Raw genomic sequence first — 26,188 nt, 5'->3', positions numbered from 1 at the left:
AAACCAATCGCTACCGATTTTACCCCCTCTCCCCATGCCAACGTCTAGATAGACAAGATAGAATGGGGTTCTATTTGTGTCTTTTTCACCCTTGAAAAGGTGCGTTTATTATGAGTAGTCCTGCCGATCGCATTTTGATTTTCGACACCACGCTTCGGGATGGGGAACAGTCCCCCGGAGCCACCCTGACCGTGGAAGAAAAACTATCGATCGCCAGGGCCCTAGCCCGTTTAGGGGTAGACATTATCGAAGCGGGCTTCCCCTTTGCTAGTCCTGGGGATTTTGAGGCGGTGCAAAAAATTGCCCAAACCGTAGGAACAGAAACTGGTCCGGTGATTTGTGGCTTGGCCCGGGCCACCCAAAAAGATATCAAAGCGGCGGCGGAAGCGTTAAAACCGGCGGCTAAACACCGTATTCACACCTTCTTAGCTACCTCGGATATTCACTTGGAGCACAAGTTAAAGAAAACCCGAGCGGAAGTGTTGGCGATCGTGCCGGAAATGGTGAGCTATGCCAAATCCTTAGTCGATGACATTGAGTTCTCCCCGGAGGATGCGGGGCGCAGTGATCCCGAATTTCTTTACCAAGTTTTAGAAGTGGCGATCGCCGCTGGGGCCACCACCATTAATATCCCTGATACGGTGGGTTACACGACCCCCGCGGAGTATGGGGCTTTAATCAAAGGCATTGCCGATAACGTGCCCAACATTGACCAGGCAATTATTTCCGTCCATGGCCATAATGATTTGGGCTTAGCGGTGGCTAATTTCCTGGAAGCGGTGAAAAATGGCGCTCGGCAACTGGAATGTACCATCAATGGCATTGGCGAACGGGCTGGCAATGCGGCCTTGGAAGAATTGGTCATGGCTTTGCATGTGCGCCGCAGTTATTTCAACCCCTTTTTAGGTCGCCCCGCCGATTCCACCGAACCTTTGACCAACATTGACACCAAGCATATTTACGCCACTTCCCGCTTGGTGTCCGAGTTAACGGGGATGATGGTCCAACCCAATAAGGCCATTGTCGGGGCCAACGCCTTTGCCCACGAGTCCGGTATTCACCAGGATGGGGTGCTGAAGAATAAGCTCACCTACGAGATTATGGATGCGGAATCCATCGGTTTAACCAATAACCAAATTGTGTTGGGTAAGCTGTCCGGCCGCAATGCCTTCGGTACTCGCTTGAAGGAATTGGGTTTTGACCTGAGCGATACGGAATTAAATAACGCCTTTATTCGCTTTAAGGAAGTGGCGGATAAACGCAAAGAAATTACCGATTGGGATCTAGAGGCCATTGTTAACGATGAAATTCGCCAACCCCCCGAACTCTTCCGTTTGGAACGGGTACAGGTTTCCTGTGGCGAGCCTTCTGTGCCCACCGCCACCCTAACCATCCGTACCCCTGCCGGGGAAGAAGAAACCGCTGTGGCGATCGGAACGGGCCCTGTGGACGCAGTTTATAAGGCCATTAATCAAATTGTGCAATTACCCAATGAGTTACTGGAATATTCCGTCACCTCCGTCACCGAAGGTATTGATGCTCTGGGGAAAGTGAGCGTTCGTCTGCGCCATAACGGGGTGATTTATACTGGCTATGCGGCCAATACCGATATTATCGTCGCTTCGGCCCGGGCTTATTTGGGGGCACTAAACCGTCTCTATGCGGCACTGCAGAAGTCCCAGCAAAATCCTCCAGTGGTGGCTTCCCTGTAATTTATCAAGAGAATGGGTCCAAAAGGACGGCTTGACGAGATACGGTGGCAGTGGTGACGGACCCCCCCCCCGAGGCGATGGATTCGGACAACCTAACAAGCGGATTCCAGTAAAGCTGGCGGCGCAGACAAATGGGTAGACTGGGAAAAAAGGATGGGGCAATGGGCAGTCCATCCCTTGAATCAACCAATAACAGTCTTTTTGTTAAAAATCGACACCCAAGAACCCCAGGGCTTGGGGGGACAGTCTGGCTCGCAAACGTAAGGCGATAAAACCCCTGGAGAGTAGAGGCCGTTGCTACGAAGCAGCAACCTAAATCGTGAGGTTTAGGAATGCCTCTACTTTACGGAAGGGATGATGTCAACTGAGTGGATACCGGATTAACCTTCCTAGCCTGGGTGGATTGGATTCGGGGAAACTCCTCCTGATGTCAACCAAATTACCGAGTTTTGGGAGGGAAACTTGGGGCTTTTCCAGGACTGCCCAAAACCGACTCCTAGTTCACCCTAAATGTTTGGTAGCAAACATCACAATTTGTTGCTAAACCACCCCTGATCCCCATGGGGGGAGGAGCCAAGACCTATAATTTAGTTATGTTCCCCGCAGGTATGATGGCCCCGGGGAAGATTTTTTTCGCTCAAATGTATTGAATGAATATTTGGTCTCTTTTCAAGTTTCCTCCGGTGCCTTGGTGGGTTGCTAAACAGAGAAGCTTGGTAGAGTCGCCCCTTTCCCATGGTTTTTGGACCCTTGGGCAAACTCATCAACATCAACAAAAACAGATTGCCACTAATTTGGAGCATCCACAACAACGGGAAATTGAGCATCTCAAACGACGGTTAGCAGCAACGGAGGCGGCCAGGGAAGAATTAGCCCAGGAACTGAGCCAATACCATAGACAGAGATTGCCGTCGTCCCCGTCCCATGCCTCTGGTCTACAGAGAGCCCTAGCCCGTTTGGGACAGTGGGGCATGCTGAGCCGGGATTTGTACGAGTTTTTTGACCAAGCTACAGAGTTGATTTGTGCCACTCTAGGGGTGGATTATTGCGGCATCTGGGAATTGTTGCCAAATCGTTCAGCCCTATTGCTCTGCGCCGGGAATGGTTGGGAGGAGTCTTTGGTGGGCAACTATACCATTGATGCCACTAATCGTTCCTATGCTGGCTATACCATTCAACATAATGGCGATCGCCGGGTGGAAGAGTATGAGCCTATTATTGAACTAGATTTAAGGATAAGTCAAAAGTTTCGAGCTTCTCCTTTACTACATAACCTCGGTATTATCAGCGGCATAAATTTAATGGTGGCGGGGCCCCGGACTGCGTTTGGGGTTTTGGGCGTCTACAGTCTGACTATTCGTAAATTTACTGAGGAAGAAATTGAGTTTTTGACGGTGGCTAGCCATATCCTTGCCGCGGCCATCGACCGCCAGGAGTACGAAGAGAGATTATTGCTGTTGCAACAGGCCATTGATGCCAGTTCTAACGGCATTTTGATCGCCGATGCCCTGGGCTCAGATAATTTGGTGGTCTATGCTAACCAAGGCTTTGAAACTATTACCGGTTTTAATCGGGAGGAAGTGATTGGGCAAAACTGTCGTTTTCTGCTCAATGAAGACCGCCAAGGGGAACAAAATAAACAACTAGAAAAACTCCGCACGGCGATCGCCCACGGACAGGAGTGCGAAGTAGTGCTGAAAAACTATCGCAAAGATGGCGCATTTTTTTGGAATCATTTATACCTTTCCCCTATCTATAATCAGCAAAACTTCCTCGTTAATTTCATCGGTATTCAAACCGATGTTACCCAACAAAAATTAGCAGAGCAACAGCTACGGGCCAGTGAAGAATTCTTCAGTAGCATGATTGTCACCATCACCGATGGGCTATTAATTGTCGATCAAGAGGGAATTATCCAATTTGTCAACCCGGCTGCCAAAGAGATGTTTAAACGGCGGGAGCATGAACTACTCCAACAACCCTTTGGCATACCTTTTGTGGCCAATCAAGTTACCGAAATTACCCTCACTCCCCCCGACGGTAGTTTGGTGGTCGCGGAAATGCGAGTTTCTTCCATCCATTGGCAAAAGGGCAAAGCATTTTTGGTTTCCCTACGGGATATTACAGAACAATACCAAGCCCGCCATGCCCTGGCCGAAAGTGAGAAAAAATACCGCCACATTGTAGAGCTGACTTCCGAGGGCATTTGGATTTTAGACCAAGAGCAGCAAACTATCTTTGCTAACCAACAGTTGGCCGATATGTTGGGATATTCGGTGCAGGAGATTTTAGATAAAAACATCACTGCCTTTGTGCTGGCCATCCACCATTTGCCGGAGTCAGAACAGGAGCATCAGGAATGCCTCCAATCTTTTCCCAGTTGCGTGTTGCCGAACCATTACCAGGTTTATGATGTACAACTCCAACGGAGGGATGGCAGTGTGCTCTGGGGTTTAGTGTCCCGCAGTGCTTGGTATGACGAATGGGGCAACTATCGGGGCGAGTTGGTCATGTTAACAGATATCACCGCCCGGAAATCTGTGGAGCAGGCCCTTTCCGCCAGTGAGCAACGCCTAGAAGGCATTTTAGGTTCTATCCAAGATGTGGTTTGGTCAGCGGATGCGGTCAGTTTTGCCACCCTTTATCTCAACCCTGCCACAGCCATTGTCTATGGTCAGTGCCTCCAAACCTGTTACCAGAGTAAGAATTTTTGGTTTGAAGGGGTCCATCCCGGCGATCGCCCTTTGTTGGAATGTCATCTGCAATTGCTGATGGAAAAGGGCCACACGGAATTGGAGTATCGTATTATTCAACCGGCGGGCAAGGAAAGATGGCTCTTTCGCCGTAGCCAATTGGTGCGGGATAACCAAGACCGTCCCATCCGCATCGATGGCATTGACAGCGACATTACCGAACGGAAATCAGCGGCGGAAAAACTCCACTACAACGCCAACCACGATCCCCTAACTAATTTGCCCAATCGGCTACTCTTTCTCGACCGCCTGGGCCATGCTCTACAAAGGAATTTACGCCGTCAGGAGTTTCGTTTTGCGGTGCTGTTCCTGGATTTGGACGGATTTAAAATTATTAACGATAGTTTGGGGCACAGCTGCGGAGATTTACTACTCCAGGGCATTGCCCACCGCCTGCGTCAATGTTTGCGCCCGGAAGATACCCTGGCTCGGTTGGGGGGGGACGAATTCACCATGTTGATTGAAAACATCACCTGTCCCGAAGATGTGGTGGCCATTGCCCAAAGAATTCACTACGTACTACAAAAACCCTTTAACCTGAAGGGCCAGGAAATTTTTACCAATACCAGCATTGGCATTGCCCTTAACCATGCCTACTACCGTCATCCCCAGGATATTTTGCGGGATGCGGACACCGCTATGTATCGAGCCAAAGCCGCAGGGAAGGGCCGCTATGCCATTTTTAACCAGACCATGCACCACCATGCTGTCCAGAGGCTCCAGCGGGAGAATGATTTGCGTCGGGCGATCGATCGCCATGAGTTGAGGTTACATTACCAGCCGATTGTGTGCCTAAAAACAGGGCAGTTGCAAGGAGTGGAAGCCCTTTTGCGCTGGCAACATCCCGAAGAAGGTTTACTCTTGCCCGGGGAATTTGTGGCGATCGCCGAAGAAACAGGGTTGATTGTGCCCATGGGGGACTGGATTCTCTGGGAGGCGAGTCAGCAAATACTGAAACTGAAGCAGCATTTCCCCCGGCTGCCCTACCTTCAGGTGAGTGTCAATGTTTCCGTGCGTCAACTACGAGATCAGCGAATTATCCAAACGGTGGACGAAATTCTAGCCACCACCAATTTGGCTCCCCAGGACCTCAAACTGGAAATTACAGAAAGTTTATTGATTGACAATTTAGATCTAGCTGCCGACGTACTCTTGAATCTGCGACGCAGAAATATTCAAATTTCCCTCGATGATTTTGGCACTGGCTATTCTTCCCTCAGTTATCTACACCGTTTTCCCATTACGACCCTTAAAGTTGACCGCTCCTTTGTTAACGCCATGGAGCCCAACGACCAAAACACCGCCATTGTCCACACCATTGTTACCCTAGCCCACACCCTAGGATTGGACGTAATTGCTGAGGGCATTGAAACGGAAAAACATTTGACCCAACTGCACTGGCTGGGGTGTGACGGGGGGCAGGGTTATTATTTTGCCCAACCCATTCCCTCAGAGAAGTTAATCGATTTTTTAGCACTCCAAATGCCCCAGTGGCTGATTCCGGCTGTGGCTGAATAGCATCTAGATAGGCAAACCTAGGTTTATTAAACAGTTTGGGGTTGTTGCTGGGGTTGGAACTGGAAGAGGGAATAAACCACATTGCGACGAATGTCGATCATCATTTCCAGGAACATTTCGTAACCTTCCTGCTTGTATTCAATCAATGGATCTTTTTGCCCATAACCCCGTAGTCCAATGGACTCCCGGAGAGCCTCCATGGACTGGAGATGTTCCCGCCAGAGATTGTCGATCTGTTGCAAGATAAAATACCGTTCTGCTTCCCGCATTAGCCCCGGACGCACCTTATCCACCTGGTTTTCCTTGAGGTCATAGGCTTTGCGGACTTCTTCGTGGAAAAAGGTTTTCATTTCCCACACGGTCATATCCCCCAGATCCTCCACTGTTAGATCTTCGAGCAAATAAACGAACTGTTTAGCCTTATCAAGCATATTTTCCACGTCCCATTCCTCGGGGGGTAATTCCGGATTGACGTAGGCATCGACAATTTCATCCATGGTTTTTTCGGCATAGACCAATACCTGTTCTTTTAGATCCAAACCCTCCAGCACCCGACGGCGCTCCGCATAGATGGCCTTCCGTTGGTTATTCATTACTTCGTCATACTCAAACACCTGCTTACGGATGTCGTAGTAATAGGTTTCCACCTTTTTCTGGGCCCCTTCTAGGGAGCCGGTGAGCATTTTCGACTCGATGGGCATATCTTCTTCCACCCGGAACATATTCATCAGTCCCGCCACCCGATCGCCGCCAAAAATGCGGAGTAAGTTATCTTCCAGGCTCAGGAAAAAGCGAGTGGAACCGGGGTCCCCTTGGCGACCAGCCCGCCCCCGCAGTTGGTTATCTACCCGACGGGATTCATGGCGTTCCGTACCAATTACGTGTAATCCTCCCAATTCCACCACTTCTTTATGTTCCGCCGAGGTCAATACTTCGTACTCTCGACGAATTTGGTTGTACACTTCCCGCAGTTTGAGAATGACCGGATCATCGGTGGGACCCTTCTCCGAGGCGATCGCCAATTTATCTTCCGCTTCCAGTTCCGTCAAACTTTGCAGTCCGTATTGGTCCACCGCAAACTTCACTGCTTTTTTGAGCAATTCCTCCGTTTCCTGGCTAATGGTGGTGGGGTAAATGTCCGGGGATACCTGCCAGGTTTTCACCTTTTTCTTGCCATTTTGATTGCCAAAGCCCTGGGGTTTTTCCCGGCCGCTCACCCAACCTGTTACCCCAACTCCCAACTCATCATCTTCGGGACGGACAATTTTCGGCATCAAATATTCCCGCACCTTAAGGCGAGCCATATAGTCCGAGTTCCCCCCCAGAATAATGTCCGTACCCCGACCAGCCATGTTGGTGGCAATGGTCACCGCCCCCTTACGTCCTGCTTGGGCAACAATTTCCGATTCCCGTTCCACATTCTCTGGCCGGGCATTGAGCAAGTTATGGTGAATGCCACTGGCCTGCAACAACCGAGAAATAACTTCTGATTTTTCCACGCTGGTGGTACCCACCAGGATGGGACGACCCTGCCGATGGAGTTCTTCACACTCCAACGCCACCGCTTTCCATTTCGCTTCCTCGTTCTTATAGACCACATCGGGCCAATCTTGACGGCTAGAAGGACGATTGGTGGGGGTGATGGTCACCTGGAGGTTATAAACCTTTTCCAACTCCGTTTCTTCCGTTTTGGCGGTCCCCGTCATGCCAGAAAGTTTGGGATAAAGCAAAAAGAAATTTTGATAGGTAATGGTAGCCAAAGTCTGACTTTCTTTTTGAATTTCCACCCGTTCCTTCGCTTCGATCGCCTGGTGCAGACCGTCACTCCAACGGCGTCCCACCATAATCCGGCCGGTGAATTCATCCACGATTACCACTTCCCCATTACGGACAATGTAGTTCACATCCTTGAGGAATAATTCCTTCGCTTTGATCGCATTGAAAATGTAGTGGGCCCAGGGATCATTTTTATCAAACAAATCAGTGGTTTTTAGTAATTGTTCCGCCTTCTCAAATCCTTCATCGGTCATCAGTACATTACGCTGTTTTTCATCCACTTCATAATGGATTTCCGGCTCTAGCTGGGCGGCAATGTCCGACGCCTGCAAATATTTTTCCGTGGGCCGTTCCACCTGACCAGAAATAATCAAAGGAGTACGGGCTTCGTCAATCAAAATCGAGTCTACTTCGTCGATGATGCAGTAGTTAAAGGGACGCTGTACTACTTCAATCATGGCGGTGGACATGTTGTCCCGCAAATAATCAAAGCCTAGTTCGCTGTTGGTGGTGTAGGTGATGTCGCAGGCGTAATTCTTTTTCCGTTCCTCCGGAGTCATACCAGATTGTACTAGACCCACTGTCAAGCCCAAAAAGCGATGAATTTGCCCCATCCATTCCGCATCCCGCCGGGCCAAGTAATCGTTCACCGTCACCACATGGACCCCTTTCCCCGTTAAACCGTTCAGATAGGAAGGCAGAGTGGCCACCAACGTTTTCCCTTCCCCGGTTTTCATTTCCGCAATTTGCCCTTTGTGGAGAATGATGCCCCCCAGCAGTTGCACGTCAAAGTGACGCATACCCAGTACCCGCTTGCCCGCTTCCCGCACTACGGCAAAAGCTTCGGGTAAAATTTCATCCAAGATTTCCTCTGTTTCCGCATCGGTGCGGGCCCTATCCAACGCTCCCCGAAACTCGACGGTCTTATACTTCAACTCTTCGTCAGACAGCTTTTCAATGTCCTCTTCGTAGAGATTGACCTCCGCCACGTAGGGCTGAAACTTTTTCAGTTTGCGGGTATTGGGATCACCAAAGAGGGTTTTAAACATGGGACTTGGGGTAGGGAACCGATGGGCAGTCTAAATGGGGAATTTAATGGTCTGGCGATCGCCGTTCTCTCGACTTTTTGCCAAGAAGGGAGCAATCCTTCAACGACCTATCTTAACATTCCGTATCGTTCCGGTCGGTAGAGGAATTTGATTCCATCAGTGGTAATGGTTGGTCAACGAATCCAAGCCCTAAGCAACCTTGGTCCACCAGGAAATCGCAGCAAATAAGTAAAATAAAAGACCACCGATCAAAGTCACTGTTTTCTCAGAAATACGCCCTGCCACAAATTTTCCTCCCATCACCGCAATCACCGCACAGATGGTATGACCAAGAATGGCCCCTGCCGATACTCCCCAAGCGTTATTGGACGCCGCCAAAGCAATGGTCGCAATTTGAGTGCGATCGCCCCATTCCGCTACAAAGGTGAGGGCAAAGCTTTCCACCACAATGCCCCATCCCCGGGGTACGATTTTCAGCTTTTTCTCGCCGGAGGCAATGGCTTTTTCCGCATCTTCCATTTCCTCTAGATTTGCCGTGGCTTTCATCCAATAAGCATCCCACAATAACTTTGTGCCAAAAATCAAAAAAAGAGCTACCTCGGCATAGTTGATATATCTAGTGGGCAGAAAGGTAAGAATTTGTCCCATTAACACTGACAAAATGGTCATTGTGGCCAATGCTCCCACTACTCCGACTAACACCCAACGGCGGGGATAGCGCATGGCTAAAATCATGGCAATAAAAAAAGTTTTATCCCCTAATTCCGAGATAGTTATCAACAATAAACCGGCAGTAAAAGCAGTTAGCATAAATTGCCCAATGGCATATCGACACGGTGAACCACTGCTCAATTTATCATAAACTAAGCTGTTTCTCTTTAGAAAAATCAAACTTTTCTGTCAATCATTTACTCCAAATTAATTCATAATTTTTTCATTTTCTCTTCATTTTTATTTCATTATTTTTTAGTGCTTACTTTAGTAATTGTATAGGAAAAAGCTTCATTAATCAAAACACTAATACTATAAATATTCGTTTTTTCAACACCCCTTAACCCCATATCCGTCAGGCGATCGCCTCCAAATAACTGAACCTAATCCCACCACAGGAAAACTGCTCGGTCTTGATGTAGAGAATTTTTCAATATGGTTAGGCCAAAATCGGGATCATTCCAATCCACTCCTGTCAGCAAAGCCTCGGTTTCTGGGGGAACTTCCTGGCCAGAAGCCATCATCATCGGGAGGGCATCGTCAAAACAGCCAAACCCCTGGTCAATGACGTCAGGGCAAAACTCATAGATTTCCCGAGCTAGGGCTTCTAAATCCCCCGGTAAGTTCTCAAAGCGGACTATGAGACTGTCAAAGGAAACTTCACTGATTTCAATGCCATATTGCTTATCCCACTCTCGAAGTTTGACAATCAAATCTTCCGTGGTGATATCGTAATTGATACCATTGGTTTGCTGATCAATAATTGCTGTTAGGTCGAGCATAAAACAACTGATGGGCTAGGATTGCAGCAAAACCATCACCACTAACTATTATCTCAGTTCCCCTGGATATTTTTCCAGATCCAATACTTTAGTAGAATCTGATAGTGCTTCTCCGAAATCATCCAATCCGACGATTGATTGCCAAGCCCCTAATTTGTCTGAGTTAGTTATCAGGACAATGGACCTAAAGTACAAATTAAGGTCGGTGTTCCTCTTCATTCCACTGCCGAATTAAGGGTCAAGGCGTAGGGTTTACCGCTCACCTCCACTAAATTCAAAATTAATTTTTGGGTAGAAAGTTTTGGGGTAGAGCGATTAGAATCAGGGCTGAACTATTTAATGCCCCCCTAGCTCTCACTTTTACCGTCTGCCCTTTGCATGACTGAACCATCCCCCAATCCTAATTCCACCGTTGTTTCCCGTCGCACTGCGCTAAAACTTTTAGGGGTAGGTACCCTGGGGGGCGCCATTGGTTATTCCCGCTTAGCTAAGCCCCAACCTGCCCGGTACGACACCGATCGCCTGGATTTGCCCCAATATTTGTCCCAGCCCAAGTCGGTGGTGGTGGTGGGGGCCGGTTTAGCGGGTTTAGCTTCGGCCTATGAACTGAGTAAACGGGGTTTTAAGGTCACCCTGTTGGAGAAGTCCCCGAATTTGGGAGGCAAGGTGGCGGGTTGGCCCATCCAGGTGGGGGAAGAAACTTTCCAGATGGAGCACGGTTTCCACGGTTTTTTTCCCCAATATTACAATCTAAAAAGCATTGTGAATGAGTTGGCGATCGCCGACAATTTCCGGTCTTTGGATTTCTACTCCCTGGTGTTTAAAGAAGGCTACGAGCCGGAGGTGTTTCGTCCCAGTCATTCTGCCTTTCCCTGGAACATTGTTGACCTGACCATTTCTTCCCCCAATCGTCTGCGCTGGGGCATTAATTTAACCAAGCCATCCCATTGGCAGGTATTCCGGGCTATTACGGGGTTCCAGATTCCCAAAAGCTATGATCAGCTAGACAGTATCACAGTGAGCGATTGGGTAGCCAAAGGATTTCCCAAGGGCTTATATGATCTCTACTTTTTGCCCTTTGCTAAATCTAGCCTTAATGCCCCCGATGTTTTGAGTGCGGGGGAATTGATGCAATTTTTCCATTTCTACTTTTTCGGTAATCCCGAAGGCCTGGCTTTCAACGGCACCAAGGACGATATGGTCACCAGTTTGGTGATGCCCATGGTGCAATCGATTCAAGCTAACGGTGGGGAAATTATCACCGAAGCCACCGTCAGTGCCATTAATTGTGACCAGGGGAAAATCCAATCCCTTCAATATGTCCAGGGGGATGATCCAGTTAGCGATGTGCCTTTCACAGTAACTCGTAACGACCTGTTGGCCCGGGCTAATCCCGGAGATAATGTTTATTACGGCGCTGGCGATCGGGTTTATTGGGCTAAGCCAGAAGGAAAAGAGGCTCTATCCCTCACCTGTAGTCACCAGGGTTGCACCGTTGCCAAACAGGAAAATGGTCAATTTGTCTGTCCCTGCCACGGCGCCGTGTATGACAGCGATGGAAAAGTAGTCCAGGGCCCGGCTAAGCGAAATTTGGCCAAGTTTGCCATTCAACCGGGGGGTAATGGAGAAGAAGTACAGTTAGTTTCCCGCACCCAAAATAAACCACCGACGACAACGTTAAAGGCGGATTATTATGTGTTGGCAGCGGACGTGGTGGGTATGAAAAACCTGGCCGATCGCCTGGATGGAGATGTTAACCCCCAATTTGTCCAGCAGGTGAAAAATCTAGCAGTGGCTGATCCCTTTGCGGTGGCTCGCTTCTGGTTTGACCAAGACTTTGACTGGCCCCACAGTAACTTCGCTTCCCTATCCGGCTATCGTCTCACCGACAGTATTACCCTCTATCACCGCATCCAAAATCAATTTATCGCCTGGGCCGAGCGCACCGGGGGCAGTGTGGTGGAGTTACACGCCTATTGCTACAAAGAAAAAGAATTTCCCACCCAAGGGGATTTGCTAGCCACCTTTGAGCAGGAATTGTATGAAATTGTCCCTTCCTTGGCTACGGCCAACCTGTTGCACCGGGAATTGGTTAACCAGAAAAATTTCTCCGGTTTTCCCCCCAACAGCTACGGCGATCGCCCGGAAACCGCAACTCCAGTGGCGAACCTATTTTTTGCAGGGGATTGGGTAAAAATGCCTTTTCCCTGTGGTTTGATGGAGCGGGCCATCAGCAGTGGCTTACTGTCCGCCAATGCCATTTGTCACCAAGAAGGTTTGCAACGGCGGGAATTATTAACGGTGATGCCAGAGGGGATTTTGCAAATTTAATCTTTCGTAACAGGATTGGGGCTAACTAATTTGAGGTTGCAATACTCTCGCAATCTGGGTTTCGAGTCCTGATCAGTATTTCCCTCTCGCTACCAATATTGTCCCTAACTTCCCCACTGTTTCCCCTTAGATCATGGCAGATTCCCGTTCCCTTTCCGCAACAACCAGGCCCTATTTCGCCACTGTGGCCCGGGGATTAGAGACGATCGCTGCCCAAGAATTGAGCCAATTGGGAGCAGAACAAGTAAAACCGGAATTTGCAGGGGTGGCTTTCACCGGCGATCGGGCTTTGTTATACCGCATTAACCTTTGGTCTCGCCTAATTTACCGGGTGTTGATGCCCATTGCCACCGTTAAAGCTTTTAACGCCCAGGATTTACACCGCAGTATCAAAAAAATAGATTGGGACGAATATCTCAGTCCGGAGCAAACCCTACAAATTAATTGCACTGGCAAAAATCCCCAGCTTAACCATACCCATTTCACCGCCCTCCAGGTAAAAAATGCCATTGTGGATCAACAGCGCGATCGCCACCAACGCCGTTCTAGCATTGACCTTAGTCAACCGGACATTGTCATCAATGCCCACATTCACCAAAACCATTGCCAATTGAGTTTGGATAGTACTGGGTTTAGTTTGCACCGTCGGGGTTATCGCCCGGCCATGGGTCAGGCCCCCCTCAAGGAAACCCTCGCTTCTGCTTTGTTAGCCATGGCGGAATGGACCCCTGAGCAACCCCTTTATGATCCCCTCTGTGGCTCCGGTACTTTTCTGTTAGAGGCAGCCATGGCGAGTTTAAACATTGCCCCTGGTAAATTTCAGCCTGGTTTTTGTTTCCAACAATGGCCCGATTTTGATCCAGACCTCTGGCAGTGCCTCCTTGATGAAGCTAGGGCTAAGGAGAAAGATACTCTTCCTGCTCCCCTGTGGGGCAGTGACGGCGATCGGGAGACAATTCAGGAAGCAAAAAGCAATGCCCAACAATGCCAGTTGGCAGGAAAAATTGATTGGCAATGGCTTGATTTTGCCGAGGTTGAACCGCCAGCCGCAGAAGGGATGCTGATTTGCAATCCTCCCTATGGGAAGCGCATTGGCCAAGAAGAAGCGTTGGGGGACTTTTATCAGCAAATAGGCGATGTGCTCAAACAGAGATTTAAGGGCTGGACTGCCTTTATTCTCAGTGGCAATAAAGCTTTGACAAAAAGGATTGGATTGAGAACCTCCGCCCGTTTTCCCGTCAATAATGGCGGTTTGCCCTGCACTCTGCTGAAGTACGAACTTTATTAGTACTTAAAATCTTTTAGAGATTGGATAACCAACTTGACGTTGAAGGGACTTTAGCGTTCTAATCGATGTGGTGGCTTCTCCGGTGTTGTCCCGGTTGAGCAGTCCTCTTTTTTTCGTAAATATCATGACGGTTAAAGTTCTTATTCCCACTCCGCTACAAAAGTTCACTAGTGGTCAAGCCACCATTGACTGTGAAGCTGCTGATGTGGGGCAGTTGATCGATGCCCTGGAAACCAATTGCCCAGGGATTAAGGCTCGCCTATGTGACGAGGAAGGTAAGCCCCGCCGCTTTCTCAATTTTTATGTTAATGAGGAAGATATTCGCTTTTTGCAAGGTACGGATACGGCTCTGAGCGCGGGGGATGAGGTAAGCATTGTGCCCGCAGTGGCCGGGGGCTAACGATCGCCTGAAACTTAATCAAGCAAAGAAAAAAGGTGGATTAAATCTCCACCTCGTTTGTGTTCCAGAAGGTTTTTCCGGGGGTTTTGTTGTGGGAGCAATGGGGCTCTAACCCTATAATCTCTCGTTTCCCGGTGTCTAAATCGTTTTCGTGCGGATTTTCTGCATTAATTTACACCGTTGCTAATTGGGGCTCTGGGCGTTTGCTATTGCGAACTCCGGCGATCGCCTCGGCGTAATCGGGGGCATTGAACACAGCAGAACCGGCCACAATGGCATTGGCCCCAGCTTCGAGGACTTGCCAGGTGTTATTGGGTTTGAGCCCCCCATCCACTTCAATCCACGGATCTAGACCCCGTTCGTCACACATCTGACGGAGGGAGCGGATTTTGGGCAAGACTTCAGGAATAAAACTTTGGCCGCCGAAACCAGGGTTGACGCTCATGATCAAAATTAGGTCGCAAACTGGCAACACGTATTCCAGAAAATCCAAGGGAGTGGAGGGGTTGAGCACAGCCCCAGCTTTTTTGCCCAATTCCCGGATCTGACAAAGGGTGCGGTGCAAATGGGGAGAAGCGTTGTGCTCCACATGAACGGAGATAATGTCAGCGCCGGCCTTGGCAAAGTCTTCCACATATTTTTCCGGCTCAACGATCATCAAATGAACGTCCAGAGGCTTTTGGGTTAAAGGGCGGATGGCATCGACAATCAGGGGGCCAATGGTGATGTTGGGCACAAAGCGGCCATCCATCACATCAACGTGGATCCAGTCAGCCCCAGCTTGGTCTACGGCTTTGATTTCTTCACCTAAACGGCTGAAATCCGCTGACAAAATGGAGGGAGCAACGACGATATTTTTGGGCATGGAAGGGTTCTCTAGGTATTTCAACGCATGAACAAGGCTTGAAGTTCAGTGTAAACAATTACGGTCGATTGTAGTAGGCCCCCAAAAGCTGGGCTTTAGAATAGAAATTGAACTACTAAAAAAATTCGCATTAAAATTTGAATCTCAAATTTAAGATAATTACTGGATGTTTGACCCAAATGTGCCCGCATCTCCAGGAAAGGCGGAGGCTTGGTATAGCTACGGCATTGAAAAGACCCTGCGCCAGTTGACCACCGCCCCCAGTTGGGGATTGGTGGAAAAGACTGTGGTAGAACGACAGCGCACCTATGGGCTGAATGAGATCACCGCGATCGCCGGACGTAATAATTGGCAGATTTTGCTCGATCAGTTCACCAATGTAATGCTCTTGATGTTGATCGGGGTGGCAATTATTTCTGGGGTGCTAGATCTGATCAGTTTGCGGTTGGGGGAAGAAACCATTGAGGGTTTTCCCTTTAAGGACACGATCGCCATTTTTGCCATTGTTATCCTTAACGGTCTATTAGGTTATTTCCAGGAAAGTCGGGCGGAAAAAGCTTTGGCAGCTTTGAAGAAAATGGCTTCCCCAAAAGTCCAGGTACTGCGGGATGGCGATCGCCAGGAGGTCAAGGCGGCCAGCTTAGTGCCAGGGGACATCATTTTGCTAGAGGCCGGTAGTCAACTCTGTGCCGACGGTCAACTTATCGAAGCGGCTAACTTACTAGTGCGGGAATCGGCCCTGACCGGGGAAGCCCAACCAGTGGAAAAAATAGTTAGCAACACAGGTTTACCTCTCCATACTCCCCTAGGCGATCGCCAGAATATGGTCTTTTCCGGTACGGAGGTAGTCCAGGGTCGGGGCAAAGTGGTGGTGACCAACACCGGCATGGCCACAGAATTAGGAAAAATCGCCCAGATGTTGCAGGCGGTGGCCCCGGAACCTACTCCCCTACAAAAACGGATGGCAAACTTAGCCGGGGTCTTGGTGTCCGGTTCTCTCCTAATGGTGACCCTGGTTATTATCCTTGGGGTTTGGCAGAGTGGTTGGGGGCAACTACGGCAATTGGTGGAAACGTCCCTCAGCATGGCAGTGGCAGTGGTACCGGAAGGACTGCCGGCGGTGATTACCGTTACCCTGGCCCTGGGCACCCAACGTATGGTTAAACGCCATGCCCTGATTCGCAAATTACCGGCGGTGGAAACCCTCGGTTCCGTCAATGTGATTTGTTCCGATAAAACCGGCACCCTGACCCAAAACAAAATGGTAGTGCGGGAAGTGTTGACCCACGGCGATCGCCTCGGCATTGGTGGAGAAGGCTACCAACCCCAAGGAAAAATTATCGACTTAGCGGATGGTGGAGCGAAATCCACTGGGGAAGCTTGGTCCCTGGCGGTGCAACTACTTTGTCTTAACGCTGTTCTCTGTAACGACTCCGATCTTAACTGTGACCCAGATAATCCCCAGTGCCAAGTTATTGGTGATCCCACCGAAGGAGCATTGCTGGCCTTAGCGGGTAAATTTGGTTTTAACCAAGGGCAATTGCGGCCAATGTTTACCCGTCGGGGGGAATTTCCTTTTTCCTCGGAGCGAAAACGCATGGGGGTAGTGGTGGCTGTACCGTCCCAGTGGGGAGCATTCCCGGGAGATTTGGAAGAAATTTTACATAGCTTGGCTTTGTCCCCCGCTCCCTACCTAATTTTCTCCAAGGGCTCACCGGAGCTACTTCTGCACCAGTGTAAGCAAATCCACATCGATGGCCATGCCGTGTCCCTCGCCCCCCAGCACCAAGAACAAATTTTGAGTGACAACAATCTCATGGCCAGTCGGGGTTTACGGGTATTGGGCTTTGCCTGTAAATCCCTCCGCCAAATTCCCAGTACTCCAGATTTAATTGCCGCCGAGGATAATTTGATCTGGTTGGGTATGGTGGGTATGCTAGATGCGCCCCGACCAGAAGTACGCCTAGCGGTAGAAAAATCCCTCGCTGCCGGCATCCGCACCGTGATGATTACCGGGGACCATCCCCTCACCGCCTTGGCGATCGCCAAGGATTTGGGCATTAACCAAGCCGGCGATCGGTTTTTGACAGGTCAGACCCTAGAACAGCTATCCCAAAAGGACCTGGAAGCCCAGGTGGAAGAAGTCAGTGTGTTTGCCCGGGTTTCCCCCGAACATAAACTACGCATTGTCAAAGCTTTCCAAGCCTGTAATCGTTTTGTGGCCATGACGGGGGATGGGGTTAACGATGCCCCGGCCCTCAAGCAAGCGGACATTGGCATTGCCATGGGCATCACCGGCACCGATGTGAGCAAAGAAGCCAGCGACATGGTTCTATTGGACGATAACTTTGCCACCATTGTGGCCGCCGCCGAGGAAGGACGAGTAGTTTATAGCAATATTCGTAGCTTCATTAAATATATTTTGGGCAGTAACGTGGGGGAAGTAATCACCATTGCTTCTGCTCCCCTACTGGGCTTATCCGGAGTTCCCCTAACCCCCCTACAAATTCTCTGGATGAATCTCGTCACCGACGGTTTACCAGCCCTAGCTTTAGCCATGGAACCAGGGGAACCAAACATTATGCAGCGCCGCCCCTTTAACCCCCAGGAGAGTATTTTTTCCAGGGGACTAGGAGCCTACATTATCCGCATTGGGCTAGTTTTTGCCGTAGTTACCGTCACCCTCATGGTCTGGGCCTATCACAGCGCTGAGCTAGCCGGTGTGCCCGGCAGTTGGAAAACTATGGTTTTTACCACCCTCTGTATTGCCCAAATGGGCCACGCCATTGCGGTACGCTCCAGCCATCGCTTAACCATAGAGATGAATCCTTTGACTAATCCCTACCTCTGGGGAGCAGTAATTATTACCACCATTCTCCAGTTGTCCTTAGTTTACTTTGAACCCCTCAGACATTTCTTTGGCACCGATTGGCTCAGTCCCCATCAACTACTAGTCTGCTTTGGCTTTAGCAGCTTAATGTTCGTCTGGGTGGAATTGGAGAAGTTATTTACTCGGTTAATTAGGTAGTTTCAGCAATCAGCGACTTTGCCGTTTGCTCTAGGTATCAGAATCGTCATGACTAGACCCAACAAGCATAATAGGAACGCAAGTAATCCGCAGATATGAGTTGGCTCCCAAAAATGAGTAATCTTCCCCATCAATGTGAGCAAATTTTTCTCTTGGACGGTGGACTGGAGACGGACATGATTTTTAATCGGGGCTTTAATTTGCCCGCTTTTGCCGCCCATACCTTACTGTTCGATGTCGTTGGTCGGGAGGCATTAACCAGTTATTTCCACGGCTTTTTAGATTTAGCTCGAGAAAAGCAGTTTGGCTTTTTGCTCGATGCCCCCACCTGGCGGGCCCAAACATTTTTTGCGGAAGAATTGGGAGCGACCCTGGACGAAATTCGGCGGGCCAACTTTGAGGCGGTGGAGTTTGTCCAAGGATTAAAACAGACTTATGCTGACCAAATTCAGCCCCTACTGATCAACGGCCTAGTCGGTCCCTGTGGTGATGCCTATGGTGGTGAACATTTCAGTAATGCGGCATCGGCCCAGGCCTATCATCGACAACAAATCAGTTGGTTGGCAGAAGCCGGTGTGGATATTGTGGGCGCATTTACCCTCACTAGTGTTAATGAGGCCATCGGCATTGTCCGGGCTAGCCAAGAATTTTCCCTGCCCGTATCCATCTCTTTCACCCTGGAAACCAATGGCCATTTGCCTATGGGTATTCCTTTGTCAGAGGCGATCGCCAGGGTTGATGAAGCTACCAACCAAGGAGCAGCCTATTTTATGGTCAACTGTGCCCATCCAGACCACTTTTCTGGGGTAATTACAGAGGATGTTTGGACCCATCGATTGGGGGGGTTCCGTTGTAATCCCTCCCGTCGCAGTCATGCTGAGTTAGATGAAGCAGATTTTCTCGACATTGGTAACCCGGTGGAATTGGCTCACTCCTATTGGATGCTTAAACAAAAAGTTCCTACCGCTAATGTTTTTGGCGCTTGTTGCGGTTCAGACCTTAGGCATGTGCGAGAAATTGCCCGGGTCTTGAATGACAATCTGACAATTTCTTAGAACTGTTTTCGGGCAAAAATCAGGTTAGCCAACGTAAGCATCAAAATAATGTAAAGAATGCCGTAGAGTAGGTCAGCCCACAGTTCACTGCTGGAAGGCAAAATTCCATAGACCGCCTCATTCTTGAGATTAAATCTTTCTAGATTGGGCAACACCAAGTAAAGATATTTGGTCAGGGTTTCGATATTGGCATTTTTGGTAATTTCCCCCAATTTAAGTAAATCCCGACTTATATGGCCCATAAAGTACACTCCAAAGCTGAGCAGGGTGGCCAAAATAGAACTCGTAAATACCCCAAATAAAATGGCGATCGCCGTCAGGACGGCCAACTCCAATAGGAGAAAAGCCTGGGAAATGAGAATGGCTGTGGGGGAAAAAGGAATTTTAGCCCAGGCCAACATAGCCAGGTAAATGCTGGTCATAATCGCTAGCATGGCCGCCAGTACCCCAGATAAGCCCAAATGTTTACCAATAATTAATTCACTGCGGCTGAGGGGCTTGGGAATCAGCACTAACACAGTCCGTTTCTCAATTTCTTTGTTAATTAGCCCGGTGCCAACAAAAATAGCCACGATCGCCCCCAATAGGGATGTAGCGGCCAAACCCAGGTCAAGGAAAATTTTGCCGTCGGCCCCTACGGAAATCTCTGGCAGTATGCGTAGGGCCAGGGCCATCAAAATGGCAAAAAAACCGATTATGTAGAGAATTCGATCCCGAATTACTTCCCGAAAACCATTGGCGGCGATCGCCCAAATTCTGAAAATATTAACCATAATTTCCTCCCCAACGAAATGACCAATATGATCCAACACAATTTTAGGCAAAACTAAAATCCCCACCAAGGCCAGCCAAGACGGGGAGTAAACAAAATTTAAATATTATTCTTTGACTAGGATTAGCCAAGACCATGCTGTTGGATAATTTGACCTCACCATAGACCAAATCAAATGTACTGGAATCAACGACTATGCTCAGGGCAATATTCTGTTTTGCTTGGGAGAATTATTCTCCAGCGGGACCACCATCCAATAGGCCATGGCGATCTAGTACTGCTTGCAATTGAGACTCTTCATCCTGGGACAGGGAAGTTCTCAGCACCTTACCCCCGTATTTACTTACATCGGCCAAGACTTTATCGGGGGTAACTTTTTTAACTAGAACGAATAGAGCGGATGTACCAGGGCACATGGTTTCACCCAACTCCCGCATGAAATTATCATCCACACCAATGTCACTAAGAGCACCGGCCAATGCACCACTAGCAGCCCCCACCGCGGCCCCCAAGAGGGGAGAGAAAAACAAAATGCCGATCAATAGGCCCCAAAAACCACCACTAACCGCCCCGGAACTGGTGAGATTGATGGCCTGCTTGAGCTTTACTTTACCTTTTTGGTCTTTGACGACAACGGCGGCATCTTCCATTTCAATCAAATGCTCCACCTGCAGTTTAGCCAGGGCAAGGCGTACCTCTTCCGCCTTATATTCGTCGTCGTAGCCGATAACAATTAGATCGCTCATAAAACCTTACTAAAAATAATTGGTGATTACCAGGCCCCATGGTAGCAGTTGTGTTTGATTTTGAGCTTTGGGGTAACGGTTAATACAAGCCACTATCACCATCTTCTTTAACCGAGATGGACCTATCCACAACGGCGGAATATTTTGCTGTTGACATCCTCCCTTCCGTGAACGAAAGGGATTCCCAGACCTCACGGTCCAGGTTTCTGCTTCATAGCACCTGCCTTCACAGACTTACTCTGCTCAGGTCTTACGGTCGCTCCACAGACAGACACCGCTAGTCCAGCGGCCAAAATGTTTTTACTGGCATTGGTATCCCTATCGTGGGTTGTTCCACAACTTGGACATTGCCAGGAACGAATATTTAAGGGCATCTTATCGAGGATATGCCCACAGGAACTACACCGTTTGGAGGAAGGAAACCAGTGGTCAATCTTGACCAAATTCCTACCATACCAACGACACTTGTAATCCAATTGACGCACAAACTCACCCCAGCCACTATCACTAATGGAGAGGGCTAACTTTGGATTTTTGACCATATTTTTGACCATCAAGGCCTCAACGGTGATGGTTTGGTTTTCACGCACCAGTTGAGTGGTCAATTTATGGAGAAAGTCTTTTCGGGAGTCAGTAATCTTAAGATGAATTTTGGCAACTTTACGTCGTGCCTTTTCCCTATTCTTAGACCCCTTTTCTTTCCGGGCAAGGCGTTTTTGAGCCAACCGTAAACGACGGTGATGCTTCTTAAATTGTTTTGGATTGGTAACCTTGTCACCATTACTGGTAGCAATCAAGCTTGTTACTCCCAAATCAATCCCTACAGCTTTGTTTGTGACTGGTAAGGGTTTGATGGTTGGGTCATCAAAACGAACAGAGATGTGCCAGCGTCCTGATGGGTGTAATCGCACCGTCACTGAAGATGGTTTACATCCTTTGGGTAGTTGTCTTGACCAACGAATGTCCAATGGTTCAAGGCATTTTGCCAGATAGATTTGCCCATCCCGGTACTTGAACGCCGACTTGGTAAATTCCGCACTACCTCCTTGGTGTTTCTTTTTGAAGTTGGGATATTTTGCCCGGCCATCAAAGAAGTTAGTGAAAGCCTTTTGAAGATGGCGTAACCCCTGTTGCAGGGGAACACAACTCACCTCATTTAAGAAATCGAGTTCTTCCTCTTTCTTCCATGCTGTCAACATCGAAGAAGTTTAAACATACCCAATTCTCTCTTGGCGGTTGTACCAACCTTGGGTCCGCTCATGGAGAGCCTTGTTGTACACCAACCGCACACAGCCCAACGTGCGGCGCAGGACATTTTCCTGTTCCGGTGTTGGGTAAAACCTGTAGCGGTAAGCTTTTTCCATGCACCACATTCTAGCTCACGTAATGTGATAATGCCTACCATGCTAAAATCCCAGCACAAAGCCGCCTTGAAAGGCGGGGTTTCAGATCCATTCTTCTGATGAAATTTTCTATCAAGATGCTGCGCTCCTAAACTATTAGCACTTTGCTAAGCTAAACTACGATGTCGGAAAGGGAAACTACACACCCAAGCCAAGGATTTTGAGATTCAGCCGATGGCACAAGGAACAGGACCAGAAAAAATATGACTGACACCACGGAAAAAGAAAGCTGGCTAGAAATTGGCACCATTGTTGCTCCCCAGGGCATTCAAGGGGAAGTGCGGGTTTTATCTGCTTCCGATTTTCCCGCCAGATTTTTAACCAAGGGTCAGCGGTGGATTAGAAAAAATGAAGGGGATTGCCCCCAACCCTTGACGTTGAAAAAAGGCAAACAAATTCCCGGAAAAAACCTTTACATTTTGCGTTTTGCCGAAATCATCGACCGCAACCAAGCAGAAGCTTTAGTCAATTGCCAACTGTTGGTGCCCGCCACCGATCGCCTGCCGCTGGAGCCGGGGGAATTCCATGTTACTGATTTGCTCGGTCTAATCGTTTACGACCATGACAAAGGCGATCGCCTCGGAGTAGTCACGGATTTCTACAGTCTTGGCAATGATTTACTTGGGGTAACTTTGGATCAAAATCCAGACAAAGAGGTATTAATTCCCTTTGTGGAAGCGATTGTCCCCATCGTTGAGCTAACAGAGCAGCGATTGGAAATTAAAACTATTCCAGGGCTATTGGATTAATTTTCTAAACCCTATTTTCGTACTAATCAATAACAATTCGTATTTATAATATCGTCTTTCCAGGGGCAAAATATCGGTTTGGTCAGTGCTCAGAAATTGCCAAAATGCTACACTGATCCCATTTGAATAGAACAGCTCGGGGGAACAATGCGGATTTTGGTCACAGGGGGAGCAGGTTTTATCGGTTCCCATCTCATTGATCGCCTGATGGCCCAGGGCCACGAAATTCTCTGCCTTGATAACTTTTACACTGGCACCAAACGCAACATCGTCAAATGGTTAGATAATTCCAATTTTGAACTAATCCGCCATGATGTTACCGAGCCCATTCGCCTGGAAGTCGACCAGGTTTATCATCTAGCTTGTCCAGCCTCCCCTGTCCATTACCAATTCAACCCCGTTAAGACCATCAAAACCAATGTGATGGGAACTTTGTATATGTTGGGTTTGGCCAAACGGGTCGGAGCCAGGTTTTTGCTGGCATCCACCTCTGAAGTGTATGGTGATCCCGATGTTCACCCCCAACCGGAGAGCTACCGGGGTAATGTTAATACAATTGGTCCGCGTGCTTGTTACGATGAAGGAAAGCGGGTGGCAGAGACCTTAGCCTTTGAATACTATCGAGAGCACAAGGTTGACATAAGGGTGGCACGGATATTCAACACCTATGGACCACGTATGCTGGAAAACGATGGTCGGGTAGTGAGTAACTTTATCGTGCAAGCATTACAAGGCCAACCCCTAACGGTTTTTGGTGATGGTTCCCAAACCCGCAGTTTTTGCTATGTGTCAGATCTGGTAGAGGGTCTAATCCGTTTAATGAACGGCGATTATATTGGTCCCGTTAATTTGGGCAATCCTGGCGAATATACTATTTTGGAACTGGCGGAAAAAATCCAGCAGCGGATCAACCCCAACACTGAGTTGACCTATAAGCCTCTGCCGGAAGATGACCCCAAACAGCGCCAACCGGATATAACTTTGGCGAACCAATATCTAGATTGGCAACCCACCATTCCCTTGGATCAAGGTTTGGCAATGACCATTGCAGATTTTCGGGCCCGCCAAAAAAGCCCCTAGGAGATTGATCATTCTTGGCGGGAGAGGATTGAGTCTGAATCTGTGCTGTCACCGGAAGAATAAAACTTCGTCCTAAGGACAACTTTCTGCTAAATTTCCCTTAAACGACGGCGGAGATCATCCAACTCCTGGTCAATCACAGCATCGTCTTGGCTGGCATTGCTGGTTGGAACAGAGGAATCCACCGGGGATGCTTCCAGTCGGGGGGTAGCCGCAGAAGTGCCCGGCAAAGCTTCACCGGCCATGGAAGCTTTCAGAGCAGCCAATTCATCTTCCACTCCGCTACTGGATTCCAACTGGGCAAACTGGTTTTCGATGCCAAAACCGGCCAACTCCCCGGCGGCTTGGGAAGTGGCTTCCATATCCAATACCTTATTTTCCATCCTTTCAAAGGCACTGGTGGCACTGCTGGTGCCTAGGCCCCCTAGGGTTTGTTGTAACTCAGCATTGGCCTTAGCCGCCTTAGCCCTGGCCTGCAACATATTTTTCTTGGTTTTAGCTTCGGAAATTTTTGCTTCCAGAGCTGCTAGGTTGCGGCGCAGGTTTTCGGACATCGTCCTTTGCTGGGCCAGCTGAGCCTCGTATGCCGTTGCCGTATCCGTCAGACTTTTTTTGCGAGCTAGGGCTTCCCTGGCTAAATTCTCATCCCCATTACTGAGGGCCAACTTCGCCCGATCCTCCCATTTTTTTGCTTCCTGGGTATCTTGTTTGAGGCGCTGTTCAGTTCGTTTTTCCTCGGCGATGGTGCGGGCAACGGCCTGGCGGAGTTGCACCAGGTCTTCTTGCATATCAATAACGGCCTGTTCCAGCACTTTTTCCGGATCTTCGGCTTTGCTGACGAGGTCGTTGAGGTTAGCCCGGACGACGCGGCCTAGACGGTCAAATAATCCCATGTCTTACTTATCCTCTCAAAATCGCTGGGGGTTAACGAATGGGGGTCTGTACAGAAGTCCGCATAAGGGGGACTAAGGAGTTGGACCTATGTTGATCCAGTTTAAACCAAGCCCGCAGACACTAGACAGCCTTGCAGTGGGTTTTGGCCGGTACTGCCATGGTGCCTATCCTACAATGGAAAAATAGGTAATCCAATCAATGTTTGATTGTTGGGGCATAGCGTTATGGCGAGTCTATTCAAAATTTTGCGCTCTCTTGCTATTCCGGTGGTGATTGCTGGCTTGGCTTTTATTAGCATCGGTGACATGTTCTTGCCAGATCCCTGGGCTAGCTACAGCAAGAACACTAGGGAGCAAATCAACCAAAAATTAATGGAGATGGCCCCGCAACCAGATATTAAAAAACCCAGTGAGATGAGGGAAAAACAACTTGAGGAGCTAAAGTAGTTGGGTTTGGGATTAGTCGGTATCTCTAACCCGTTGACAAGATTTTTGTCTGTCCTCCAAATCCTTCCCTACACGTAACTTATTTTTCCATGGCGATCGCCAAATTACCTCGTCAAATTCTGCCCAACCTGTATCGTTTTGCTCCCAACCGAGACACCCTAGGGGGCACTGCTTACTTATTAATTACTGAGGAGGGAAATGTATTGATCGATTGCCCTGCTTGGCATGAAGACAATGAATTATGGTTGGAGAAACAAGGCCCTGTGCGTTGGCTCTGTCTGACCCATCGAGACGGCCATGGCCCAAAAGTAAAAGCCATCCAGAGAAGTTTAGGTTGTCAGGTGGTAGTGCAGGAACAAGAAGCATATCTTCTGCCGGGAGTAAAGATTGATCCTTTTCGGGAACAACTGGCCATCACCCCATCCCTCACTGCCCTTTGGACTCCCGGTTATTCCCCTGGTTCTAGCTGCTATTACTGGGGGGAAGAAGGGGGCATTCTTTTCACTGGTCGTCATTTACTGCCCGATGGAGAAGGAAATTTAAGGACCATCAAACAAGCAAAAACGTTTCATTGGCTCCGTCAGCAGGCTAGTCTAGCAAAAATTTATCGCTATCTCAATGAAAATAATCTTCCCCTCAGAGCCGTTTGCCCAGGAGGCAATATAGGCTATCTACGGGGAGAAGACTGGTGTTTGAACCCTAGGAAAGCTCTGGAATCAATGCTCAGTTACTCCGAAGCAAAACTCTGACGAACATTAAAACTATACACGCCGGGGAGGGGCCCACATGCCCTTAGTGGTTCTTGAGCAAAACGGACTACATTTAATCTA

20 protein-coding genes are annotated in these 26,188 nt (G+C 48.8%); 11 read left to right on the top strand and 9 right to left on the bottom strand.

Translation table 11 applies throughout. The features are described 5' to 3' along the window. The first annotated feature begins 110 nt into the window (after positions 1–110). Together D082_RS03825 and D082_RS19360 are read left to right on the top strand one after the other, a co-directional pair. On the top strand, positions 111–1,712 hold the full coding sequence (locus D082_RS03825; protein ID WP_028949068.1) for a 2-isopropylmalate synthase: 1,602 nt from the start codon (positions 111–113) through the stop codon (positions 1,710–1,712). A 650-nt stretch (positions 1,713–2,362) separates the two neighbouring features. Beyond that, a complete protein-coding gene (locus D082_RS19360; RefSeq protein WP_304413389.1) occupies positions 2,363–5,983 on the top strand; it encodes an EAL domain-containing protein in 3,621 nt (1,206 codons plus the stop codon). 26 nt (positions 5,984–6,009) lie between these two features. Here the strand turns inward: D082_RS19360 and secA are convergent, their stop codons facing one another. From secA to D082_RS03805, 3 genes are all read right to left on the bottom strand, one after another. Further along, on the bottom strand, positions 6,010–8,808 hold the full coding sequence (gene secA, locus D082_RS03815) for a preprotein translocase subunit SecA (RefSeq protein ID WP_028949069.1): 2,799 nt from the start codon (positions 8,806–8,808) through the stop codon (positions 6,010–6,012). Between the two features lie 189 nt (positions 8,809–8,997). Beyond that, positions 8,998–9,618, bottom strand: coding sequence for a TMEM165/GDT1 family protein (locus D082_RS03810; protein ID WP_028949070.1), 621 nt, complete (start codon positions 9,616–9,618; stop codon positions 8,998–9,000). Between the two features lie 284 nt (positions 9,619–9,902). Next, complete coding sequence (locus tag D082_RS03805) at positions 9,903–10,301, bottom strand: DUF4253 domain-containing protein (RefSeq protein WP_028949071.1); 399 nt, start codon at positions 10,299–10,301, stop codon at positions 9,903–9,905. A 378-nt stretch (positions 10,302–10,679) separates the two neighbouring features. Here D082_RS03805 and D082_RS03800 point away from each other — a divergent pair, with 378 nt between their 5' ends. The 3 genes from D082_RS03800 (at position 10,680) to D082_RS03790 (ending at position 14,320) form a co-directional block, all read left to right on the top strand. Next, positions 10,680–12,632, top strand: coding sequence for an FAD-dependent oxidoreductase (locus tag D082_RS03800; RefSeq protein ID WP_028949072.1), 1,953 nt, complete (start codon positions 10,680–10,682; stop codon positions 12,630–12,632). Between the two features lie 133 nt (positions 12,633–12,765). Beyond that, positions 12,766–13,920, top strand: a complete 1,155-nt coding sequence (locus tag D082_RS03795; protein WP_028949073.1) for a class I SAM-dependent RNA methyltransferase — start codon at positions 12,766–12,768, stop codon at positions 13,918–13,920. Between the two features lie 70 nt (positions 13,921–13,990). Further along, the gene (locus tag D082_RS03790) at positions 13,991–14,320 is read left to right on the top strand and encodes a MoaD/ThiS family protein (protein WP_193386683.1); all 330 of its coding nucleotides are present in this window, start codon (positions 13,991–13,993) and stop codon (positions 14,318–14,320) included. Between the two features lie 172 nt (positions 14,321–14,492). Here D082_RS03790 and rpe read toward each other — a convergent pair whose 3' ends face one another. Continuing rightward, complete coding sequence (rpe, locus tag D082_RS03785; RefSeq protein WP_028949075.1) at positions 14,493–15,185, bottom strand: ribulose-phosphate 3-epimerase; 693 nt, start codon at positions 15,183–15,185, stop codon at positions 14,493–14,495. Between the two features lie 166 nt (positions 15,186–15,351). On the opposite strand from rpe, the gene D082_RS03780 reads away from it, so the two are divergent. Both D082_RS03780 and D082_RS03775 read left to right on the top strand, forming a co-directional pair. After that, entirely contained in the window at positions 15,352–18,213 is a 2,862-nt protein-coding gene (locus D082_RS03780; RefSeq protein ID WP_028949076.1) for a cation-translocating P-type ATPase, read from the top strand. A 113-nt stretch (positions 18,214–18,326) separates the two neighbouring features. Next, positions 18,327–19,268, top strand: a complete 942-nt coding sequence (locus D082_RS03775; protein ID WP_028949077.1) for a homocysteine S-methyltransferase family protein — start codon at positions 18,327–18,329, stop codon at positions 19,266–19,268. Here the strand turns inward: D082_RS03775 and D082_RS03770 are convergent. The 4 genes from D082_RS03770 to D082_RS18925 form a co-directional block, all read right to left on the bottom strand. Next, positions 19,265–20,041: an ABC transporter permease gene (locus D082_RS03770; RefSeq protein WP_038531303.1), complete on the bottom strand. Its 777-nt coding sequence runs from the start codon at positions 20,039–20,041 to the stop codon at positions 19,265–19,267. The two genes, D082_RS03775 and D082_RS03770, sit on opposite strands and share 4 nt — an antisense overlap. A gap of 229 nt (positions 20,042–20,270) precedes the next feature. After that, entirely contained in the window at positions 20,271–20,786 is a 516-nt protein-coding gene (locus D082_RS03765) for a DUF1269 domain-containing protein (protein WP_028949079.1), read from the bottom strand. A gap of 191 nt (positions 20,787–20,977) precedes the next feature. Next, positions 20,978–21,985 (bottom strand): RNA-guided endonuclease TnpB family protein, encoded by a 1,008-nt coding sequence (locus tag D082_RS03760; RefSeq protein ID WP_038530152.1) that lies wholly within the window; start codon positions 21,983–21,985, stop codon positions 20,978–20,980. Between the two features lie 9 nt (positions 21,986–21,994). Next, entirely contained in the window at positions 21,995–22,150 is a 156-nt protein-coding gene (locus D082_RS18925; protein ID WP_071880772.1) for a helix-turn-helix domain-containing protein, read from the bottom strand. Positions 22,151–22,392: 242 nt separating this feature from the next. Between D082_RS18925 and rimM the strand changes: the two genes are divergently transcribed. Further along, positions 22,393–22,938, top strand: a complete 546-nt coding sequence (rimM, locus tag D082_RS03755; RefSeq protein ID WP_028949081.1) for a ribosome maturation factor RimM — start codon at positions 22,393–22,395, stop codon at positions 22,936–22,938. A 147-nt stretch (positions 22,939–23,085) separates the two neighbouring features. Continuing rightward, positions 23,086–24,018 (top strand): UDP-glucuronic acid decarboxylase family protein, encoded by a 933-nt coding sequence (locus D082_RS03750; protein ID WP_028949082.1) that lies wholly within the window; start codon positions 23,086–23,088, stop codon positions 24,016–24,018. Positions 24,019–24,107: 89 nt separating this feature from the next. On the opposite strand, the gene D082_RS03745 is transcribed toward D082_RS03750, so the two are convergent. Next, entirely contained in the window at positions 24,108–24,911 is an 804-nt protein-coding gene (locus D082_RS03745; protein ID WP_028949083.1) for a PspA/IM30 family protein, read from the bottom strand. Positions 24,912–25,136: 225 nt separating this feature from the next. Here D082_RS03745 and D082_RS03740 point away from each other — a divergent pair, with 225 nt between their 5' ends. Next, a complete protein-coding gene (locus D082_RS03740; protein ID WP_038530149.1) occupies positions 25,137–25,358 on the top strand; it encodes a hypothetical protein in 222 nt (73 codons plus the stop codon). Positions 25,359–25,447: 89 nt separating this feature from the next. Next, a complete protein-coding gene (locus tag D082_RS03735; RefSeq protein ID WP_028949085.1) occupies positions 25,448–26,107 on the top strand; it encodes an MBL fold metallo-hydrolase in 660 nt (219 codons plus the stop codon). Positions 26,108–26,188 lie beyond the last annotated feature (81 nt).

It is taken from the genome of Synechocystis sp. PCC 6714, assembly GCF_000478825.2.
Classification (GTDB): Bacteria; Cyanobacteriota; Cyanobacteriia; order Cyanobacteriales; family Microcystaceae; genus Synechocystis.
This window is presented reverse-complemented; position numbering and strand designations above follow the sequence as displayed.